This window comes from Amycolatopsis sp. EV170708-02-1, from assembly GCF_022479115.1.
Lineage (GTDB): Bacteria > Actinomycetota > Actinomycetes > Mycobacteriales > Pseudonocardiaceae > Amycolatopsis.
On the sequence record NZ_CP092497.1, the window covers coordinates 1,338,625 to 1,356,948 of the forward strand.

An 18,324-nucleotide genomic window follows, 5' to 3' on the forward strand; every position below is an offset into this window, starting at 1 on the left:
ACTTTCCTGATCCCGGGAGGCGGTATGAGCATGGAGTGCGCGTTCTGCGCCGTCGGACTCGACCACTGCCACGGCACCCTGGTGGTCCACCTCGACGGCGGTTTCACGGAATGCAGCGAAGACGGCTGCGCCGACTTCGACTTCGCGCGGCACACGCTGACGATCGACTGTTTCGACGTCGACGGCGGCTGCTCGTGCGCGGAGGTTCCGGCGCGGGTGCTGCTGCGGGCTTCTTGACCGGCGGTCAATACACCACTCCGGCCCGATTCGGGTGATCGCGACCGATTGCCACTCGAAGGTGTAAGCGTTCGTGTACATCGCGGCCGGGAATGTGTTAACTATGACGGGGTCCTCCGGCTCTCCCTCCCCCTCGGAGCCGGGGGACCCCTTCATGTCACGGCGCTTCCTTCGCGGTGTCGTGGGTCGAAGCGCCGTCACAGGCGCACACCGCCTCCCAGACTCCGTCTCCATCCTGGTAGTCACGCGCGGGAAGGGCACCCAGCGGGCCGAGAACCTCGTCGCCCGCTCCGGCCGCGGCGGCGGCCCGCAGGAGCTCGTCGCGTCCGCACGGATAGCGTGCCTCCGTCAGATACGGGCGCGGGTCTGTTCCTGCCATCGGCTCTCCCTCCTTCTCCTTGTCCGGGGCGGATACCCGGCGGACGGAGGACGGAAACAGCCCGGGCACCCGGCGTGAGGGGAACGCCGGGTGCCCGGGCTGTTTCGGTGCCGGTACCGGGGGCTCGGTACCGGTTCGGTCCGGTGCTCAGTACCAGTGGGCGCGACCGCCGATGGCCTTCCCGGTGTTCCCGAGAACGGCCAGGATGATGCCGATGACCGCGAGCGCGATCCCGATCGAGTACAGAACGGGGATGCTGGCGATGACACCGACGACAATCAGGATGACGCCGAGAATGATCACGGGAACACCTTCTCCTTCGTAGTCGCCCGGCCCGGGTGCTGCCGAGGTGTGGCTACGCAAGGGATTCCCGCCTCGATTTCGTGAGAAACAGGGCCATCCGGCCGAAGTTTTCACGCATTCGGCCTATTCGGCCTAGTGGCTGCCCGCTCGGCCTCGTGAGTGGCAAGGACGGTTCTAACCGTCCTTGCCACTCACGAGGCGTGAAGACCTCAGTACCGGTAGTGGTCCAGTTTGTACGGACCCTCGACGTCCACGCCGATGTACTCGGCCTGGCGCTTGGTCAGCTTCGTCAGCCGGACACCCAGCGCGTCCAGGTGCAGGCGGGCCACCTTCTCGTCGAGGTGCTTCGGCAGCACGTGGACGTCGGTGGTGTACTCGCCGGGCTTCGTGAACAGCTCGATCTGGGCGATCGTCTGGTTGGTGAAGGAGTTCGACATCACGAAGCTCGGGTGGCCGGTCGCGTTCCCGAGGTTCATCAGCCTGCCCTCGGAAAGCACGATGATCGAGTGCGCCTCGCGGTCCGCCGTCGCGGGGAAGACCCACTCGTGCACCTGAGGCTTGACCTCGATCTTCTGGATGCCCGGGATCTTCGCGAGGCCGGCCATGTCGATCTCGTTGTCGAAGTGGCCGACGTTCGCGACGATCGCGTTGTGCTTCATCTTGGCCATCTGGTCGGCCATGATGATGTCGAAGTTGCCGGTGGTGGTGATGAAGATGTCACCGCGCTCGACGACGTCGTCGAGTTCCACGACGTCGAGGCCCTCCATCGCCGCCTGCAGCGCGCAGATCGGGTCGATCTCGGTGACGACCACGCGGGCGCCCTGGCCGCGCAGCGATTCCACCGCGCCCTTGCCGACGTCGCCGTAGCCGCAGACGACCGCGACCTTGCCCGCGATCATCACGTCGGTGCCGCGGTTGAGACCGTCGATGAGCGAGTGGCGGATGCCGTACTTGTTGTCGAACTTCGACTTGGTCACCGAGTCGTTCACGTTCATCGCCGGGAAGAGCAGCTCGCCTTCCTTGGCGAGCTTGTAGAGCCGCTTGACGCCGTTGGTGGTCTCCTCGGTGACCCCGCGGACCTCCTTGGCGATACGGGTGAACCGGCCGGTGTCGCGGCCGAGGCTCTCGCGCAGGGTCTCCAGCACGAGGCCGTACTCTTCGCCGTCTTCCTCGGTCGCCTGCGGGACGGCGCCCGCGGCCTCGAACTCGACGCCCTTGTGGATCAGCAGGGTCGCGTCGCCGCCGTCGTCCAGGACCATGTTCGGGACGCGGCCGTCGCCGAAGTCGAAGAGCTGGTCGGTGCACCACCAGTATTCGGCGAGCGTCTCGCCCTTCCATGCGAACACCGAGGAGCCCGACGGGTTCTCGACGGTGCCGTCCGGGCCGACGACGACGGCAGCGGCGGCTTCGTCCTGCGTGGAGAAGATGTTGCAGGACACCCAGCGCACCTCGGCGCCCAGCGCGACGAGCGTCTCGATCAGCACGGCGGTCTGGACGGTCATGTGCAGCGAACCCGCGACCCGGGCGCCCTTCAGCGGCTGTGAGTCGGCGTATTCGCGGCGCAGCGCCATCAAACCGGGCATCTCGACCTCGGCGAGGCGCAGCTGCTTGCGGCCGGCCTCGGCGAGCGAAAGGTCGGCGACGGCGAATTCGATCCCGTTGACCTTGGACAGGGTGGGGCTCACTGGTTCTCCATTCATCAAGGAAGGCAGGGCGGAGCGGTCCTTCTCGCCGGTGGCGGGAAGGACGGTGTCAGTGCGGGGGTTCAGCGCGCGGCCTCGACGACGAAGGCCGGAAAAGGGTTCTGACGCAAGAAAGGCACCTCCACAGTGGGAGGCGCCCTTACGTCTGTCGCGGCGGGCCGAGCGTGGCGGAAGAATTCCGTCGCAGCGCCTCTCGACCCGGAACCAGAATGGCAAAGCGCCGCGAGCGCTGTCAAGGCGACGCGGGCGTGCCGAATTCGGCGCGGACTCCCAGCAGCCGGACGGGTCTGCCGAGGTCGAACATGCCGAGCACGGTCCGCGCCGCCTTCTCGATTTCGACGGGGTCGGCGGTCGGTGCGGGCAGGGTCACGCTGTGCGTATGGGTCTGGAACGGGGCGAACCGGACCTTGACCGCGACCCGTGCGGCGGGCCTGCCTTCCTCGGCGACGTCCTGTGAGACCCGTTTCGCCAGCGCGGCGATTTCGGTGGCCATGACCTCGGGATCGGTGAGGTTCTGCTGGAAGGTCGTCTCGCGGCTACGGGAACGTGCGACGTAGGGCGTCGCGGTGACTTCGGCGTCGCCGAGCCCGCCGGCGAGGATCCGGTACCAAGGGCCGAGCTTCGGGCCGAACCGGGCCGCGAGATCCGCCGGATCGGCACCCGCCAGTTCCAGCACGGTGTGATAGCCGGCCTCGGCGAGCTTCTTCGTGGTCTTGGTGCCGATGCCCCAGAGCGCGTCCGTCGGCTTCTCGGCCATGACCTCCCACCAGTTGTCCTGGACGAGACGGAAGATCCCCGCCGGTTTGGCGAACCCGGTGGCGAGTTTGGCGCGCAGCTTGTTGTCCCCGATGCCGACCGAGCAGGAGAGCCCGGTCTCTTCGGCCACCGCCAGCCGGATGTCGGCGGCGAGCGCTTCGGGATCGGCGGTGGTGACACCGAGGAATGCTTCGTCCCAGCCGAGCACCTCGACGACCACGGGGAATTCCCGCAGCGTCGCCATCACCCGATCGGAGACTTCTTGGTACGCGGGTGCGTCCGTGGCGAGGAAGATCGCGCCCACGCAGCGTTTCGCGGCGGTTCGCAACGGCATCCCGGACCGGATGCCGAATTCCCGCGCCTCGTACGACGCCGTCGCCACCACGGCCCGTTCGGTCGGATCGCCCGTGCCGCCGACGACCACGGGCTTGCCGCGCAGCTCGGGACGCCGGGCGACCTCGACCGCGGCGATGAACTGGTCGAGGTCGACGTGGAGTACCCAGCGTATCCACTCCCGGTCGGTCATGAGCCGAGCTTAGGACCGTTCCGCGATCTCGTCGCGCATCCGCTGCTCGTTCTCCTGCAGTTCGGGCGTGAAGTTCTCACCGAAATCCTCGGCTTCGAGGATCTTGCGGACCTCGAGCACGGTGTCGCCGGTCGGGGGAGTGGGACAGCGCTTCGCCCACTCGATCGCCTCGGCTCGCGACGGGACATCGACGATCCAGAAGCCGCCGACGAGTTCCTTGGCCTCGGTGAACGGGCCGTCGGTGACGGTGGCCCCGGCCGAGTTGAGCGTGACGCGAGCGCCCTTGGAGCTCTCCTGCAGGCCTTCGCCGCCCACCAGTACACCGGCGTCGAGCATCTCCTGGTTGAACTTCGCCATGGCGGTCAAGGCCTCCATCGGCGGCATCTTCCCGGCTTCGGAATCCTCGTCCGCCTTGATGATGATCATGAACCGCATACGTCTTCCTCCCAGTGAACCCGACGTTTCGCCCGGACTCTACCGGCGGCGGGAAGACGATCAGTCGCGGCCGAACCGGGAAAGATGCACGATCACCGCGGTGGTCACGGTGATCATCCCGGTCAGCAGCAGGGCCGGACTGTTCAGCATCAACCCCAGCAGCATCAACAGTGCCGCGGTGCTGTCGAGGCTCAGCAGGACGGCCAGCCGGAGCAGGGGCGGCCGGGCGGGCCTGCCGGCGCGGAGCCGGGCCGCCAGCGCCGGCTCGGTGAGCTCGAACCAGCGCTCGATCTTCTCCAGCTCTTGCCGGTCGTGATGGCTCAGCATCGGTTTCTCCTTCGGCGCGCCCCGGCCGTCGACAACCACGGAATACCCAGGAGCAGGCCGGGATAAGCATCGAATTTCACCCTCCTTAGTATAACGGCCTATACGCTTGGGCGAAAGAAGATCGATTTCGATCGAATGGTTGCGCCATTAGGGGTTTCGGCACCGATAAAGATCGTCGAAGACGGGGGATCTCGGTAGCTTCTGCGCTTGTGGCCAGGGTGGCCGCGGTTGCGCCATCCGGGAGGACACGAGCGATGACCATGCCCACCGAACCGATCGGCAGTATTCCCCGGCCCGGTTATCTCATCGACGCGCTCGGTGAGCACGCGGCCGGACGGCTCGACGCCGACGGGCTCGGCGAGTTGCGGGAAAAGGCCCTGGTGGACACCATTCGGCGCCTGGAGGAGACCGGTTCCCCGGTCATCACCGACGGGGAACAGGGCAAGCCGAGCTTCGCCACGTATCCGTTGGCGGGCCTCACTTCGCTGGCGCCGGACGGTGTCGTGATCCCGTTCGCCGACGGGCACACCCGGCGGCTTCCGAGGCTCACCGCCGGGCCGTTCCGCTATCAGGCGTACGCCGACACCTATCTGCGCGAGGCGAAGAAGCACACGACCAGGCCGGTGAAGCAGGCGGTGATCGCGGCCTCGGCGGTCGGTCTCGTCTATCCCGGTGAAGAATTGGCGGGCTACGCCAAAGAACAGTTCATCGCCGACCTGGTGAACGAGGCCGAGGCCGATATCCGCCGCAGCCTCGACGCGGGGGCGCACAGCGTTCAGATCGACTTCACCGAGGGCAGGTTGTCGCTGAAGCTCGATCCGTCCGGCGGCCTGCTCCGGTCCTTTGTGGACTTGAACAACGCGGTGCTGGATCGCTTCTCCGAAGAAGAGCGGAAGAAGATCGGGGTGCACACCTGTCCCGGTGGGGACCAGGACTCCGTGCACAGCCTCGATGTCGATTACGCCGGCCTGCTGCCCACGCTGTTCCGGCTGAAGGTCGGCAACGTCTACGTCCAGCTCGCCAGTGAGGCGGATCCCGAACGGGCGCTGCGAGTGATCGCCGAGCACGGGAGGCCGGACCAGCGGGTCTTCATCGGTGTGACCGACCCGATCGACCCGCGGGTCGAAACCGCCGAGGAGGTCCGGGACCGGATTCTTCAGGCGGCGCGGTACCTTCCGCCGGACCGGCTGGGCACCTGCGACGACTGCGGGTTCTCCCCGTTCGCCGACGACACCTCGACCTCCCGGGACCTCGCGTTCGCCAAGATCGCCGCCCGCGTCGAAGGTACGCGCCTCGCCGCCGAAGCACTCTGACGTCGCGCGATGGGCGCCTTCGTCAGTTCTGGACCGCGACCCGGATGCCGAGTCCGACCAGGAAGGTGCCCATCACCGCGTCCATCGTGCGCCGGACGCGGCCGGAGCTGAAGAACCTCCGCAGCGAACCGACCAGCGTCGAGAGGACGAACGTCCAGACGACGGCCACCGTGGTGGCCAGGACGGCGAGTTGCAGGGTCTGCGCTGTCGAGGCCGAATGCGGGAGGAACTGGGGGATGAGCGCGAGGAAGAACATCGCGACCTTCGGGTTGAGCAGGTTCGTGAACAGTCCCTGCCGGAACGCCTCCTTGGGCGCGACGACCGGGGCGACCTTGTCCTTGAGCTCGCTGTAGTCGCCGCGGCGCACCGCGAGCCACGCCTTGACGCCGAGGAAGATCAGGTACGCGGCGCCGATCAGCTTCACCACGGTGAACGCGATCGCCGACGCGGTGAGGATCGCCGCGACCCCGAGCGCGATCGCGACCACCCAGACGAAGACGCCGAGCGCGATGCCGAGCCCGGCGGCGATCCCGGCCTTGCGCCCGCCGAGGATCGCGCTGCGGGTCACCACCAGGAAATCCGGGCCCGGTGCCATCGCGCCGAGCAGGCAGATCAGGACGAACGAAAGTGCGGTGGCCCCGGAGATCATGCTTCGATGCTATCCGGTTCGTCGATGTCCCTGGTCATGACGGCGCCCGGTACGTCCACCCCGTCGGGCGTCGTCACCGTGACTCGTTCGACCTCGGTGAAGCCGAACGAGAGGTACAGCGGGACACCGGGCAGCGTCGCCGTCAGGGTGAGCGAGCTGAAGCCCTCGGCCTTCGCCGCGAGACGGCAGGACTCGAGGATCGCGCGCCCGAGCCCGCGCCGGGTCCAGTCGCCGCGGACGAACATGGCGCGCACGCGGGCCGGCTCGGTGGCCGGATCGAGGGGACGGTCGTCGTCCGCCGCGTCGCCCGCGCCGGCGTGCGTTCGGTTGCGCCTGCTCCAGCCCCCGCAGGCGACGATCTCGCCGTCGGCCTCGTGTACGAAGTAGGTGCCGTCCTCGATCAACCGCAGATCGAGGCTCGCGATGTGTTCGGCCGCGCTCAGGGTCTGCCGCTCGTCGTAGAACCTGGGGAACAACTCCAGCACCGAGGCCCGCATCAGCGCCGCGATGGCGGGAGCGTCCGCGAGGGTGGCCGTCCGCTGCGGCGGTACGTAGGTCGTCATGCCGCGGAAGATAGCCAACGAACGCGCCGTCTCCTATCGGATAATCCCGTGATGATCACCGACGACGGACGTGAGCTGTGGACCTCGGCGACCGGCCGTGGCGAACCGATCCTGTGCTGCCACGGCGGTCCGGGCCTCTGGGACATGTTCGGCACGCTCGATCTCGGCCCGCGATTCCGGTCGATCCGGTGGGACCAGCGCGGTGCCGGGCGTTCGGAAGCGCGCGGCCCGTACACGCTCGAACGGATGGTCGCCGACGTGGACGCCGTCCGGGAATGGCATGGCCTCGACCGTGTTCCGGTGCTCGGGCATTCGTGGGGCGCGCACCTCGCTCTCCTGTACGCGCTCGCGCACCCGGAACGGGTGAGCGCGCTCGTTTACGTGTCGGGTGTCGGCCTCGGTCACGAGTGGCACGCGGAGTTCAAGCGGAACTTCGAGCGTGTGCTGGGTGGGGAGCTTCGCGGTGAAGGCCGTGAACGCGCGGTACGGCAATGGACGGCCGATTTCGTGACCGACGGCGAGCGCCACGCCGAAGCGATGGCGACGCCTTGGTTTCCGGTCAACTACGAGGCGAACGCGGCGCTGAGCGAGGAGATGCGGGCGGTGCCGGAGGCGGAGCTCGTCTCGGCCTGCCGCTCGCTGAGGGTGCCGACGCTGATCGTGGACGGGATGGCGGACAACCGGCCCCGGTGGGCCGTCGACTCGCTGGAGCAGGCCTTGCCTTCGGTGACCCGGGTGCGTTTCGACGGGGTCGGGCATGTGCCCTGGCTGGAGGCACCGGACGAGTTCCGGGCCGCGGTGACGGGCTTCCTCGCTGGTTCGTGACTGGACGGCCATCGACAAAGGTGTGGCGTCGCGAAAGCCACTTTCGCAACGCCGACGAGGCCGGGACGCGTGTCGCGAAAGCCACTTTCGCGACCTCAGATGTCCCGAAAGTGGCTTTCGCGACACTGGCGCAGGCGGTCACGGCCTAACGCCTTTCCCTTACCCCTCAAGAGAACCGTCGCTCAGGCGAGCGAGGGGTCAGGCTTTGACGATCGGTTGCTGCAGCTCGGTCACCCACTGGTCCCCGTCGGCCGGGCATTCGAGGTAGAACTCCCGCGCCGGGCCGTTCGCGCGGTAGCCGTGCGCGTCCACCCACTTCGCCAGCGCCTGGTAGCTGGGAAGCACGGTCTCCATCGAGCCACGGTGCAGGATCGTCGCCGCGGTCGCGACTTCGGCGAGGCGAACGGTCGAAAATCCTTCGGTGCCGTCGGTTTCGGCCGAGATCGGGACCGCGGCGTGGATCAGCACCCGTTCGCCGTCGGCGTCGTCTTCGTAGTAGGCGATGAGCGGTCCGGACGGCGTGATCGGGCCGAGCGCGCCGAACAGTTCCTTGTAGAGCCCTTGCACGATGGGCCCGATCTCCTCGTTCACGTATCCGCCGGCCGTCGCGGTGAGCTCGGCGACGCGTACCGCGGGAGGCTTTTGACGACGACGTCTTCGGAAGGCATGGTTCCCTCGCTTTCGATCGACCGGAGCCTCGCTTCGACGGCCTTGAGCCGCGCCTCGTCGGCCGCGATGGCCGCTTCGAGTTCGGCACGCCGCAGCCGCAGCATCCCGCGCAACTCGTCGACGCCGATCTCCGCGTCGAGGATCTCCTGCACCTGGGTGAGCGTGAAGCCGAGATCCTTGAGCGCGATCACCCGGTTGAGCCGGGCCAGCTGGTCGCCGGTGTAGGACCGGTAGCCGCTGAACGGATCGACATGGGCGGGCCGCAGCAGCCCGATGGCGTCGTAGTGACGCAGCATCCGGACCGACACCCGGCCGTGCTTGGCGAAGTCTCCGATACTGAACATGGTCCTCCCACCAGACAGCCTGACACGGTGTCACAGTCAACGGTCACCGCACGAGCCGGAAGAACGAGCGCACCTCCTCGGTGAAGACGCCCGGCTGCTCGAAGGCCCCGAAGTGGCCGCCCCGGTCCAGCTCGTTCCAGTACCGGATGTCGGTGAACCGGCGTTCGGCCCATCGGCGGGACGGGCGCGGGATCTCGCGCGGGAAGAGCGAACAGCCCGTCGGCACGGTGATCGTGTCCACGGTGGACTCGGAGAACCAGCCCGACACCTCGGCGAAACTCTCCCAGTACAGGCGGGCGGACGAGGCGCCGGTGCCGGTCAGCCAGTAGAGCGTGATGTCGTCGAGCATCGCGTCCCGGCTCAGCGCGTTCTCCGGATGGCCGTCGCAATCCGTCCACGCCTGGAACTTCTCGACGATCCACGCGCACAGCGCGACCGGCGAATCGGCCAGGGCGTAGCCGATCGTCTGTGGTCTCGTCGCCTGCTGGATCGCGTAACCCGAGCCGTCCGCCTTGGCGCTTTCGAGGTCGTCGAGCGATTTCTGCTCTGGCTCTGTCAGCTCGCCGAACGTCGCCGGATCCGGCGCGGCCAGCGGCGGGGTGAGGTGGATCCCCGCCAGCCGCTCCGGCGCCGTCCGCCCCATGAGCGTGGTGATGCTGGTGCCCCAATCGCCGCCCTGGGCGCCGTAGCGCTCGTAGCCCAGGCCGTCCATGAGGTGGATCCACGCTTCGGCGATGCGCTGGATCGACCAGCCGGTGCGGGCGGGTTTGTCGCTGAAGCCGTACCCGGGCAGGGACGGGACGACGACGTGGAAGGCGTCCGCCGCGTCCCCGCCGTGGGCGACCGGATCGGTGAGCGGGCCGAGCACGTCGAGGAACTCGAAGATCGAACCCGGCCAGCCGTGGGTGAGGACCAGCGGCAGCGCGCCGGGATGCGGGGAGCGGACGTGCAGATAGTGGATGCCGAGCCCGTCGATCTCGGCCCGGAACTGGGGGAACGCGTTGAGCCGGGACTCCGCGGCACGCCAGTCGTAGGCGTCCGCCCAGTACGAGCACAGTTCGCGCAGATACGCGGCGGGAACGCCTTGTGACCAGTCTTCGACGGTCTCGTCCTCGGGCCAGCGGGTGCGGCGGAGCCGATCCCGGAGGTCTTCGAGATCGGCCTCCGGGATCCGGGCTCGGAAGGGCGTGGTGTCCATGGCGGCCGACGCTAATGAGGGGGTCCGACAATTCGTGGACTTCCGCCGGGCCGAGTGCTATAACCAGACTACATACTGTATACAATCTGCCGTGAGCGGGGTGGGACCCATGCCCGATCCTCGAATTGTGCGAGACCACTACGGCCGCCGGTATCGCGTCGGCGAAAGCGACGTGGACCTGCTCGGCAAGCCCCGGTCGTGGATGTCATGGCTCAGTTGGGCCGCGATGTTCGCCGCCGGGATCCAGCAGTACGGCTTCGGTGTCGTCGCACCGGTCTTGATGGCCACCTACGGATGGACGTTCCCCGAAGTGGTCGTCTCCTTCGCGCTCTGGACGGTGTGCCAGGCGTGCGTGGTGTTCCCGGTCGCCCGGCTGCGCGAGCGCGGGATGTTCCCGCCCGCGGTGGCGGTGATCGCCGGTGGAGTGCTCTGCTCCACCGGGATGTTCACCCTGGGGCATGCGAGCACTCTGCTCACGATGTTCATCGGCTACTCCGTACTCGGCGGGATCGGGACGGGCGTCGTCTACGCGACTTGCGTCGGCACGGTGATGAACTGGTTCCCCGACCGTGTCCCGGCGCGGGTCGGCGCCGTCAGCGGCGCTTTCGCCTACGGGAGCGTGGTTTTCGTGCTGGCCGGGGGTTTCTGGCTGACGGAGGGCACTCGGCGGCCGATCCTGGACGTCGTCGCGGTGGCCGTGCTGATGATGATCGCGAGCACGGCGGTGCTGCTGCGCGATCCGCCGCCCCGGTGGTGGCCGGAACACCCGGATCCGCGCGTGTGGGCGGCCGACAAGGTGCGCAACCGCGGTGTCGCGGTCAACCGGCCCGCGCTGCGCGAGTACCGGCCGTCCGAAGTGCTCCGGTGCCCGACCGCGGTGGCGATGTACCTCATCGTCGTGCTCGCCGCCGCGGTCCTGCTCTTCGACGTCGCCTACCTCGCGACCTTCGTCGCCGCGCAGGGAGGCGGGCCGGTGCTCGCCGCCGTCGCGCTCGCGGTGCTCGCCGGGGTGACCGGCGCCGGACGGGTGCTGCTCGGCGGGCTGTCCGACCGGCTCGGCCGTCGCCGGATCCTGCGCCTGGCACTGGTCACGGGCGGGATCGCCCAGTTCGTCCTCCTCTACTCGGGCCACAACGCGGCGGGGCTCGTCGCCGGTGCCGCGCTGGCGGGGCTCGGCAACGGGAGCTGCTACTCGCTGCTGGTGTCCCTCGTCCGCGACTACTTCGGCGAAGAGTCCGCGCTGCAGAACTTCGGGGTGCTGTACAGCGCCAAAGCCGTCGGGGCACTGCTCGGGGTCGGTCTGGCCGCCTTCGTCGTGTCCACCCACGGCTATCTCGGCGCGTTCGCCGTCGCGGGGGCGCTCAGTGTGCTCGGGGCGTTGCTCGGCGGACGGCTTTCCCAGCCGGGACGGCCGAAATCGCTGCTGCCGGCGATCCGCTGATGGGCAGGGTGACGAGCCGACGGCGGGTGGTCCGGGTCGTGGAAGGGGTGCCCGGTGCCCGTCCGGACACGCTGACCGTCGAGGAACCGCTGGAGATCCGCGTCGGCGGCAAACCCCTGACGATCACGATGCGCACCCCTGGCCACGACTTCGATCTCGCGGCCGGTTTCCTGGTGGGCGAAGGGGTTTCACGGTCGAGCGACGACATCCGGTCGATCCGGTACTGCGCGGGCGCGACGGCCGACGGCGCCAACACCTACAACGTGCTGGACGTCGTCCTCGCCGACGGGGTCGCCCCACCCGACGCCTCCCTGGAGCGCAACTTCTACACCACGTCGTCGTGCGGGCTCTGCGGAAAGGCGAGCCTCGACGCGGTCCGGACGACCGCGACCTGGCCGGTGGACGGCGACGGTCTGGTGATCTCACCGTCCACAGTGGCCGAACTGCCCGATCGGCTCCGCACCGCGCAACTGGTCTTCGATCGCACCGGTGGGCTCCACGCGGCGGGTCTGTTCAGCGCGGCGGGGGAGCTGTTGTGCCTGCGGGAGGACGTCGGCAGGCACAACGCCGTCGACAAGGTGGTCGGCTGGGCGGCACGCCGGGGGAGGCTGCCGCTGTCCGGGACGGTGCTGATGGTCAGCGGGCGGGCGTCGTTCGAGCTGGTGCAGAAGGCGGTCATGGCCGGGATTCCGTTGCTGGCGGCGGTTTCCGCGCCGTCGTCGCTGGCGGTGGACCTCGCCGCGGAGATGGGCCTGACGCTGGTGGGATTCCTGCGGGGCACGTCGATGAACGTGTACAGCCGGCCGGACCGCCTCGGTTTGTCGGGTGACTGGCCGGGGTGAAGGCTCCCTTCACCGCATTAGACGCGGCGAAGGGATCCTTCACCCCACCTTCGACCCTCTCAACAGGACACTTCGGCGAGCTTCCCCGTCCGCTCGTCGTACACGAACCCGCGCACCGAGGCGGTGTGCAGCAGGAACGGCGAGGTCCGAAGGCGCGCGATGCACTGCCGGACGTCCTGGGCGGAGTCGGTGAACGTCTCCGCCGCCCACGGCGGCCGGATCCCCGTGCTCGCCTCGATCTGCCGGGCGAAATCGGTGTCGGTGAACGTCCGCATCCCGCAGTCGTGGTGGTGGATGAGCACGATCTCGCGCGTGCCGAGCAGACGCTGGCTCACGGTCAGGGACCGGATCGCGTCCTCGGTCACCGCGCCGCCCGCGTTCCGGATGACGTGTGCCTCGCCTTCGCGGAGCCCGAGCAGCCGGTACACGCTGATCCGCGCGTCCATGCAGGCCACGACGGCGATCCGCCGCCGTGGCCGCCTCGTCGCGTCGCCCACGGTCTCCTTGTAGGCGCTCGCGTTCGCCAGCAAGGCGTCGATCTCGCTCACCGGACGAGGGTTTCCCGGACGATCGCCGCGGTCTCGCTCGGCGTGCGGCCGACCTGGATCCCGGCCGCCTCCAGGGCCTTCTTCTTCGCTTCGGCCGTTCCGCCGGTCCCGGACACGATCGCGCCGGCGTGCCCCATCGTCTTCCCCGGTGGCGCGGTGAACCCGGCGATGTAGCCGACGACGGGTTTGCTCACCCTCGCCCGGATGTACTCGGCGGCCCGCTCCTCGGCGTCGCCACCGATCTCGCCGATGAGCACGATCACGTCGGTCTCGGGGTCCTTTTCGAACGCCTCGACGACGTCGATGTGCGTGGTGCCGATGATCGGGTCGCCGCCGATGCCGACACACGTCGAGAACCCGTGTTCGCGCAGTTCGTGCATCAGCTGATAGGTCAGTGTGCCGGATTTCGAGACCAGCCCGATCCGCCCGGGTTTCGTGATCCCGTCCGGGATGATGCCGGCGTTGGACCGGCCGGGGCTGATCACGCCCGGGCAGTTCGGCCCGATCACCCGCGTGGGGCTTCCCTGCGCGTGGGCCCAGAAAGCGGCGGCGTCGTGCACCGGAACCCCTTCGGTGATGACGACCGCCATCCCGACTCCGGCGTCCACGGCTTCGATGACGGCGTCCTTCACCGCGGGCGGGGGGACGAAGAGCACCGAGACGTCCGCACCGGTCGCCGCGACGGCCTCGGCGGTATCACCGAATACGGGCAGAGAACGCCCGGAGAGGTGGACCTCCTGTCCGGCTTTGCGCGGGTTGATCCCGCCGACGACGTTCGTTCCCGCGGCCAGCATGCGCGCGGTGTGCTTGCGTCCTTCGGCACCGGTCATACCCGCGACGACGACCTTGCTGTGTTCGTCCAGGAAGATCGCCATCTCACGCCTCCGGTTCCGCGGCCGCCAGTTTCGCCGCCGCACCGGCGGCGTCGTCCATCGTGTCCACCAAGGTCACCAGGGGATGCGCGGCCGCGACGAGGATCCGCCTGCCTTCGGCGACGTTGTTGCCGTCGAGCCGTACCACGAGCGGTTTGGCCGCGCGATCGCCGAGCAGGGCGAGCGCGCGGACGATCCCGTCGGCGACGGCGTCGCAAGCGGTGATCCCGCCGAAGACGTTGACGAAGACGCTGCGCACCTGCTCGTCGCCAAGTATGACACCGAGCCCGGCCGCCATGACCTCGGCCGACGCGCCGCCGCCGATGTCGAGGAAGTTCGCGGGCCCTCGGGCACCCGCTTCCGCGGCGGCCGCGGCCACGACGTCCAAAGTGGACATGACCAGTCCGGCGCCGTTGCCGATCACGCCGATGTCGCCGTCCAGTTTGACGTAGTTGAGCCCGGCCTCCCGGGCCCTTCGTTCGAGCGGGTCCTCGTCCGGCGAATCGACGAGCCCGGCGTGGGACGGTTGCCGGAACGCGGCGTTCGCGTCGAGGGTGACCTTCCCGTCGACCGCGACGACCGTCCCGTCCGTGGTCAGCACGAGCGGATTGACCTCCACCAGCGTGGCGTCTTCTTCGGTGAAGACCGTCCACAGCGCGACGATCGCGTCCGTCGCCGCGGCGGGCAGCCCGGCGGCTTCGATGATCCGGCAGGCCAGCGCGGTGTCCACACCGGTCAGTGGATCGACCGGGATCCGGGCCAGCGCACCGGGTTTCGTGGCCGCGACCGCCTCGATGTCCATCCCGCCTTCGGCCGACGCCATCGCGAGGAAGGTCCGGGCCGCGCGGTCGAGCAGGAAGGAGAGGTAGTACTCCTCGGCGATCGCGCTGGCTTCGGTGACGAGCACCTTGTGTACCCGATGTCCCTTGATGTCCATTCCGAGGATGTCCTCGGCGGCCTGTTCGGCGTCGTCGGGGGAGTGGACGACCTTCACCCCGCCGGCCTTACCGCGTCCACCGGTCTTGACCTGCGCCTTGACCACGACGGATCCACCCAGTTCGACGGCGATCGCCCTCGCCGATTCCGGTGTGGTGGCGACCTTTCCCCGGGGGACCGGGACACCGTGCCGCTCGAAGAGATCCCGTGCCTCGTGCTCGAAAAGGTCCACGTGAAGTCCTTTCTCCGCGGAAGAGGACGAGCCCCGGGGGCGGCCGGGAAAACCTTCTTGCGGCCCTGGACACCGGAGCGTTCGAAGAGTAACTATATGCCTACCTCATACGGTATGCAATCTACAGTCTGCCGCGACCAGGGGCTTCGAACAGGGGCGGGCGGACGGAGCAGAACCGGAAACGAGCGCACGGATCAGAGAGGTCCGGCGTGCGAGAAAGAGGAGTTGAACGATGGCGCCAACGACCGGCACCGCTGCGGGGGACACCGCGACGAAGGCCACCACCAACGGTTCCGAACCCGCCCCGGACCTGATCTCCGGCGGCCACCTGGTGGCCAAGGCGCTCAAGGCGGAGGGCGTCGACACGATCTTCACGTTGTGCGGCGGGCATATCATCGACATCTACGACGGCTGCGTCGACGAGGGCATCGAAGTCATCGACGTCCGGCACGAGCAGGTCGCGGCGCACGCGGCCGACGGCTACGCGCGGATCACCGGCCGCCCCGGCTGCGCGGTCGTCACCGCTGGCCCGGGGACCACGGACGCCGTCACCGGTGTCGCGAACGCGCTGCGGGCGGAGAGCCCCATGCTGCTCATCGGCGGCCAGGGCGCGTTGACCCAGCACAAGATGGGTTCACTGCAGGATCTCCCGCACGTCGACATGATGGCGCCGATCACCAAATTTTCCGCGACCGTCCCGCATACCGCGCGGGTCGCGGATCTGGTCTCGATGGCGTTCCGGGAGTGCTACCACGGCGCGCCGGGACCGTCCTTTTTGGAGATTCCCAGGGACGTTCTCGACGCGAAGGTCCCGGTGGACCAGGCGCGGATCCCCGCCGAAGGCCGGTACCGGGCGTCGACCCGCAACGCCGGTGACCCGGCCGACATCGAGAAACTCGCGGATCTGCTCGTCCACGCGAAGAAGCCGGCCATCCTGCTGGGCAGCCAGGTGTGGACGACCCGCGCCACCGGACCGGCGACGGAGCTGGTGCGCGGGCTGAACATCCCGGCGTACATGAACGGCGCCGGGCGCGGCACGCTGCCGCCCGGCGATCCGCACCACTTCCAGCTCTCGCGCCGGTACGCTTTCGACAACGCCGACGTGATCGTCATCGTCGGCACCCCGTTCGACTTCCGGATGGGCTACGGCAAACGGCTCTCGCCGGAGGCGACCGTCGTGCAGATCGACCTCGACTACCGCACCGTCGGGAAGAACCGCGACATCGACCTCGGCATCGTCGGCGACGCGGGGCAGGTGCTCGCCGCGGTCGCGGAGGCGGCCACCGGCCGGGTCGACAACGGTGCCGTCGCGCGCAAGGCCTGGCTGGAGGAACTGCAGGACGTGGAGGCGAAGGCGAAACAGAAGCGCCTGCCGCTCCAGCATTCCGACGCGAGCCCGATCCACCCGTACCGGCTGGTGCACGAGATCAACGAATTCCTCACCGAGGACTCGCTCTACATCGGCGACGGCGGCGACATCGTGACGTTCTCCGGACAGGTCGTCCAGCCGAAGGCGCCGGGGCATTGGATGGACCCCGGCCCGCTCGGCACGCTCGGCGTCGGGATCCCGTTCGTCCTCGCCGCGAAGCACGCGCGGCCGGAGAAGGAGGTCGTCGCCCTCTTCGGCGACGGCGCGTTCAGCCTGACCGGCTGGGACTTCGAGACCTTGGTGCGGTTCAACCTGCCGTTCGTCGGGATCGTCGGCAACAACTCCTCGATGAACCAGATCCGGTACGGCCAGGCGGCGAAGTACGGCCTCGGCCGGGAACGCGTCGGCAACACGCTCGGCGACGTCCCCTACGACGAGTTCGCCAGGATGCTCGGCGGGTACGGCGAGGCGGTGCGCGACCCCGCGGACATCGGCCCGGCGCTGCTGCGCGCCCGCGAGTCCGGAAAGCCTTCGCTGATCAACGTTTGGATCGACCCGGACGTGTACGCGCCCGGAACCATGAACCAGACCATGTACAAGTAGCCGGGAGGGATCACCGATGGGAAAGGCACTCGACGGCGTCCGCGTCCTCGACATGACGCATGTCCAATCAGGACCTTCGTCCACGCAGATTCTGGCCTGGCTCGGCGCGGACGTGATCAAACTGGAGACCCCCGGCCGCGGTGACATCACCCGCGGCCAGCTCCGGGACCTGCCAGGCGTGGACAGCCTTTACTTCACGATGCTCAACGCCAACAAACGCAGCATCACCCTGAACATGAAGAGCGAGCAGGGAAAGCAGGTCTTCGACCAGCTCGTGTCCAGTGTGGACGTCCTGGTGGAGAACTTCGGGCCCGGCGTGGTCGACCGGTTCGGCTACCCGTGGGAGCGGCTGGCGGAGCTGAACCCGCGGCTGATCTACGCCTCGATCAAGGGCTTCGGGCCCGGCCGGTACGCGGACTTCAAGGCCTACGAGGTCATCGCTCAGGCGATGGGCGGGGCGATGAGCACCACCGGCTTCGAGGACGGCCCGCCCACCGCGACCGGTGCGCAGATCGGGGACTCGGGGACCGGCATCCACCTCGTCGCCGCGATCCTGGCCGCGCTCTACCAGCGGACGAACACCGGCCGCGGGCAGCGGGTCCAGGTCGCGATGCAGGACGCGGTGCTGAACCTCTGCCGGGTCAAGCTTCGCGACCAGCAACGGCTCGCGCACGGCCCGCTCAACGAGTACCCGAACGACGTCTTCGGCGACGAGGTCCCGCGTTCGGGCAACGCGTCCGGCGGCGGCCAGCCGGGCTGGGCGGTGAAATGCGCGCCGGGCGGGCCGAACGACTACATCTACGTGATCATCCAGCCGGTCGGCTGGCAGCCCATCACCCGGCTGATCGGTAAACCCGAACTGGCCGAGGACCCGGACTGGGCCACCCCGGAAGCCCGGCTGTCCAAATTGGACAAGGCCTTCGGGATGATCGAGGAGTGGACCGAGAAGCACACCAAATGGGAGGTGATGGAGGCGCTCAACGCCCACAACATCCCCTGCGGCCCGATCCTGTCCACCAAGGAACTCGCCGAGGATGCCACGTTGGCCGAGCTCGGCTCGGTCGTCGAGGTCGACCACCCCGAACGCGGGGCCTTCAAGACCGTGGGCTGCCCGCTGAAGCTGTCGGATTCGCCGGTCGAGGTCGAACGCTCGCCGCTGCTCGGCGAACACAACGCCGAGGTCTTCGGCGAGCTCGGCTACGGCGCGGACGACCTGGACCGGCTGCGCGCGGCCGGCGTGATCTGAGTGGAGAA

General features: G+C 68.6%; 19 protein-coding genes and 1 pseudogene. 7 read left to right on the forward strand and 13 right to left on the reverse strand.

Annotation, left to right across the window (positions count from 1 at the left end; genetic code table 11):
* Positions 1 to 24 precede the first annotated feature (24 nt).
* Positions 25 to 237: a hypothetical protein gene (locus MJQ72_RS06035; RefSeq protein ID WP_240598137.1), complete on the forward strand. Its 213-nt coding sequence runs from the start codon at positions 25 to 27 to the stop codon at positions 235 to 237.
* A 157-nt stretch (positions 238 to 394) separates the two neighbouring features.
* Here MJQ72_RS06035 and MJQ72_RS06040 read toward each other — a convergent pair whose 3' ends face one another.
* The 6 genes from MJQ72_RS06040 to MJQ72_RS06065 form a co-directional block, all read right to left on the reverse strand.
* The gene (locus tag MJQ72_RS06040) at positions 395 to 616 is read right to left on the reverse strand and encodes a DUF2795 domain-containing protein (protein ID WP_240598138.1); all 222 of its coding nucleotides are present in this window, start codon (positions 614 to 616) and stop codon (positions 395 to 397) included.
* Positions 617 to 763: 147 nt separating this feature from the next.
* A complete protein-coding gene (locus tag MJQ72_RS06045) occupies positions 764 to 919 on the reverse strand; it encodes a DUF6131 family protein (protein WP_007034891.1) in 156 nt (51 codons plus the stop codon).
* A 209-nt stretch (positions 920 to 1,128) separates the two neighbouring features.
* Positions 1,129 to 2,604 carry an adenosylhomocysteinase gene (ahcY, locus tag MJQ72_RS06050; RefSeq protein WP_240598139.1) on the reverse strand — a complete coding sequence of 492 codons (1,476 nt, stop codon included), beginning with the start codon at positions 2,602 to 2,604 and terminating at the stop codon, positions 1,129 to 1,131.
* 250 nt (positions 2,605 to 2,854) lie between these two features.
* Positions 2,855 to 3,904 carry a DNA polymerase IV gene (locus MJQ72_RS06055; protein WP_240598140.1) on the reverse strand — a complete coding sequence of 350 codons (1,050 nt, stop codon included), beginning with the start codon at positions 3,902 to 3,904 and terminating at the stop codon, positions 2,855 to 2,857.
* A 9-nt stretch (positions 3,905 to 3,913) separates the two neighbouring features.
* Positions 3,914 to 4,339 carry a YciI family protein gene (locus MJQ72_RS06060; RefSeq protein WP_240598141.1) on the reverse strand — a complete coding sequence of 142 codons (426 nt, stop codon included), beginning with the start codon at positions 4,337 to 4,339 and terminating at the stop codon, positions 3,914 to 3,916.
* Between the two features lie 60 nt (positions 4,340 to 4,399).
* Positions 4,400 to 4,666, reverse strand: a complete 267-nt coding sequence (locus MJQ72_RS06065; RefSeq protein ID WP_240598142.1) for a DUF3040 domain-containing protein — start codon at positions 4,664 to 4,666, stop codon at positions 4,400 to 4,402.
* 254 nt (positions 4,667 to 4,920) lie between these two features.
* Between MJQ72_RS06065 and MJQ72_RS06070 the strand changes: the two genes are divergently transcribed.
* The gene (locus tag MJQ72_RS06070) at positions 4,921 to 5,979 is read left to right on the forward strand and encodes a cobalamin-independent methionine synthase II family protein (protein WP_240598143.1); all 1,059 of its coding nucleotides are present in this window, start codon (positions 4,921 to 4,923) and stop codon (positions 5,977 to 5,979) included.
* Positions 5,980 to 6,001: 22 nt separating this feature from the next.
* On the opposite strand, the gene MJQ72_RS06075 is transcribed toward MJQ72_RS06070, so the two are convergent.
* Positions 6,002 to 6,628, reverse strand: coding sequence for a LysE family translocator (locus MJQ72_RS06075; RefSeq protein ID WP_240598144.1), 627 nt, complete (start codon positions 6,626 to 6,628; stop codon positions 6,002 to 6,004).
* Complete coding sequence (locus tag MJQ72_RS06080; protein ID WP_240598145.1) at positions 6,625 to 7,191, reverse strand: GNAT family N-acetyltransferase; 567 nt, start codon at positions 7,189 to 7,191, stop codon at positions 6,625 to 6,627. Before MJQ72_RS06080 ends, MJQ72_RS06075 begins: the two co-directional genes overlap by 4 nt.
* A 51-nt stretch (positions 7,192 to 7,242) precedes the next feature.
* On the opposite strand from MJQ72_RS06080, the gene MJQ72_RS06085 reads away from it, so the two are divergent.
* Complete coding sequence (locus MJQ72_RS06085; RefSeq protein ID WP_240598146.1) at positions 7,243 to 8,016, forward strand: alpha/beta fold hydrolase; 774 nt, start codon at positions 7,243 to 7,245, stop codon at positions 8,014 to 8,016.
* 198 nt (positions 8,017 to 8,214) lie between these two features.
* On the opposite strand, the pseudogene MJQ72_RS06090 reads toward MJQ72_RS06085, so the two are convergent.
* Both MJQ72_RS06090 and MJQ72_RS06095 read right to left on the reverse strand, forming a co-directional pair.
* Positions 8,215 to 9,029: pseudogene (locus tag MJQ72_RS06090) on the reverse strand (MerR family transcriptional regulator).
* 43 nt (positions 9,030 to 9,072) lie between these two features.
* Positions 9,073 to 10,227 carry an epoxide hydrolase family protein gene (locus MJQ72_RS06095; RefSeq protein ID WP_240598147.1) on the reverse strand — a complete coding sequence of 385 codons (1,155 nt, stop codon included), beginning with the start codon at positions 10,225 to 10,227 and terminating at the stop codon, positions 9,073 to 9,075.
* 109 nt (positions 10,228 to 10,336) lie between these two features.
* On the opposite strand from MJQ72_RS06095, the gene MJQ72_RS06100 reads away from it, so the two are divergent.
* Both MJQ72_RS06100 and fdhD read left to right on the forward strand, forming a co-directional pair.
* On the forward strand, positions 10,337 to 11,668 hold the full coding sequence (locus MJQ72_RS06100) for an OFA family MFS transporter (RefSeq protein ID WP_240598148.1): 1,332 nt from the start codon (positions 10,337 to 10,339) through the stop codon (positions 11,666 to 11,668).
* Positions 11,668 to 12,510 (forward strand): formate dehydrogenase accessory sulfurtransferase FdhD, encoded by an 843-nt coding sequence (gene fdhD / locus MJQ72_RS06105; RefSeq protein WP_240598149.1) that lies wholly within the window; start codon positions 11,668 to 11,670, stop codon positions 12,508 to 12,510. The genes MJQ72_RS06100 and fdhD overlap by 1 nt, the downstream gene beginning before the upstream one ends.
* A 59-nt stretch (positions 12,511 to 12,569) precedes the next feature.
* Here fdhD and MJQ72_RS06110 read toward each other — a convergent pair whose 3' ends face one another.
* Genes MJQ72_RS06110 through sucC form a run of 3 tightly spaced genes read right to left on the reverse strand, consistent with a single transcriptional unit; the run spans position 12,570 to position 15,098 of the window.
* Positions 12,570 to 13,058, reverse strand: a complete 489-nt coding sequence (locus tag MJQ72_RS06110; protein ID WP_315860835.1) for a carbonic anhydrase — start codon at positions 13,056 to 13,058, stop codon at positions 12,570 to 12,572.
* Positions 13,055 to 13,933: a succinate--CoA ligase subunit alpha gene (sucD, locus tag MJQ72_RS06115; RefSeq protein WP_240598150.1), complete on the reverse strand. Its 879-nt coding sequence runs from the start codon at positions 13,931 to 13,933 to the stop codon at positions 13,055 to 13,057. Before sucD ends, MJQ72_RS06110 begins: the two co-directional genes overlap by 4 nt.
* A 1-nt stretch (position 13,934) precedes the next feature.
* The gene (sucC, locus tag MJQ72_RS06120; RefSeq protein ID WP_240598151.1) at positions 13,935 to 15,098 is read right to left on the reverse strand and encodes an ADP-forming succinate--CoA ligase subunit beta; all 1,164 of its coding nucleotides are present in this window, start codon (positions 15,096 to 15,098) and stop codon (positions 13,935 to 13,937) included.
* Between the two features lie 232 nt (positions 15,099 to 15,330).
* On the opposite strand from sucC, the gene MJQ72_RS06125 reads away from it, so the two are divergent.
* Positions 15,331 to 17,070, forward strand: a complete 1,740-nt coding sequence (locus tag MJQ72_RS06125; RefSeq protein WP_240598152.1) for a thiamine pyrophosphate-binding protein — start codon at positions 15,331 to 15,333, stop codon at positions 17,068 to 17,070.
* Positions 17,071 to 17,086: 16 nt separating this feature from the next.
* Positions 17,087 to 18,316, forward strand: coding sequence for a formyl-CoA transferase (gene frc, locus MJQ72_RS06130; RefSeq protein ID WP_240598153.1), 1,230 nt, complete (start codon positions 17,087 to 17,089; stop codon positions 18,314 to 18,316).
* Positions 18,317 to 18,324: the final 8 nt, after the last annotated feature.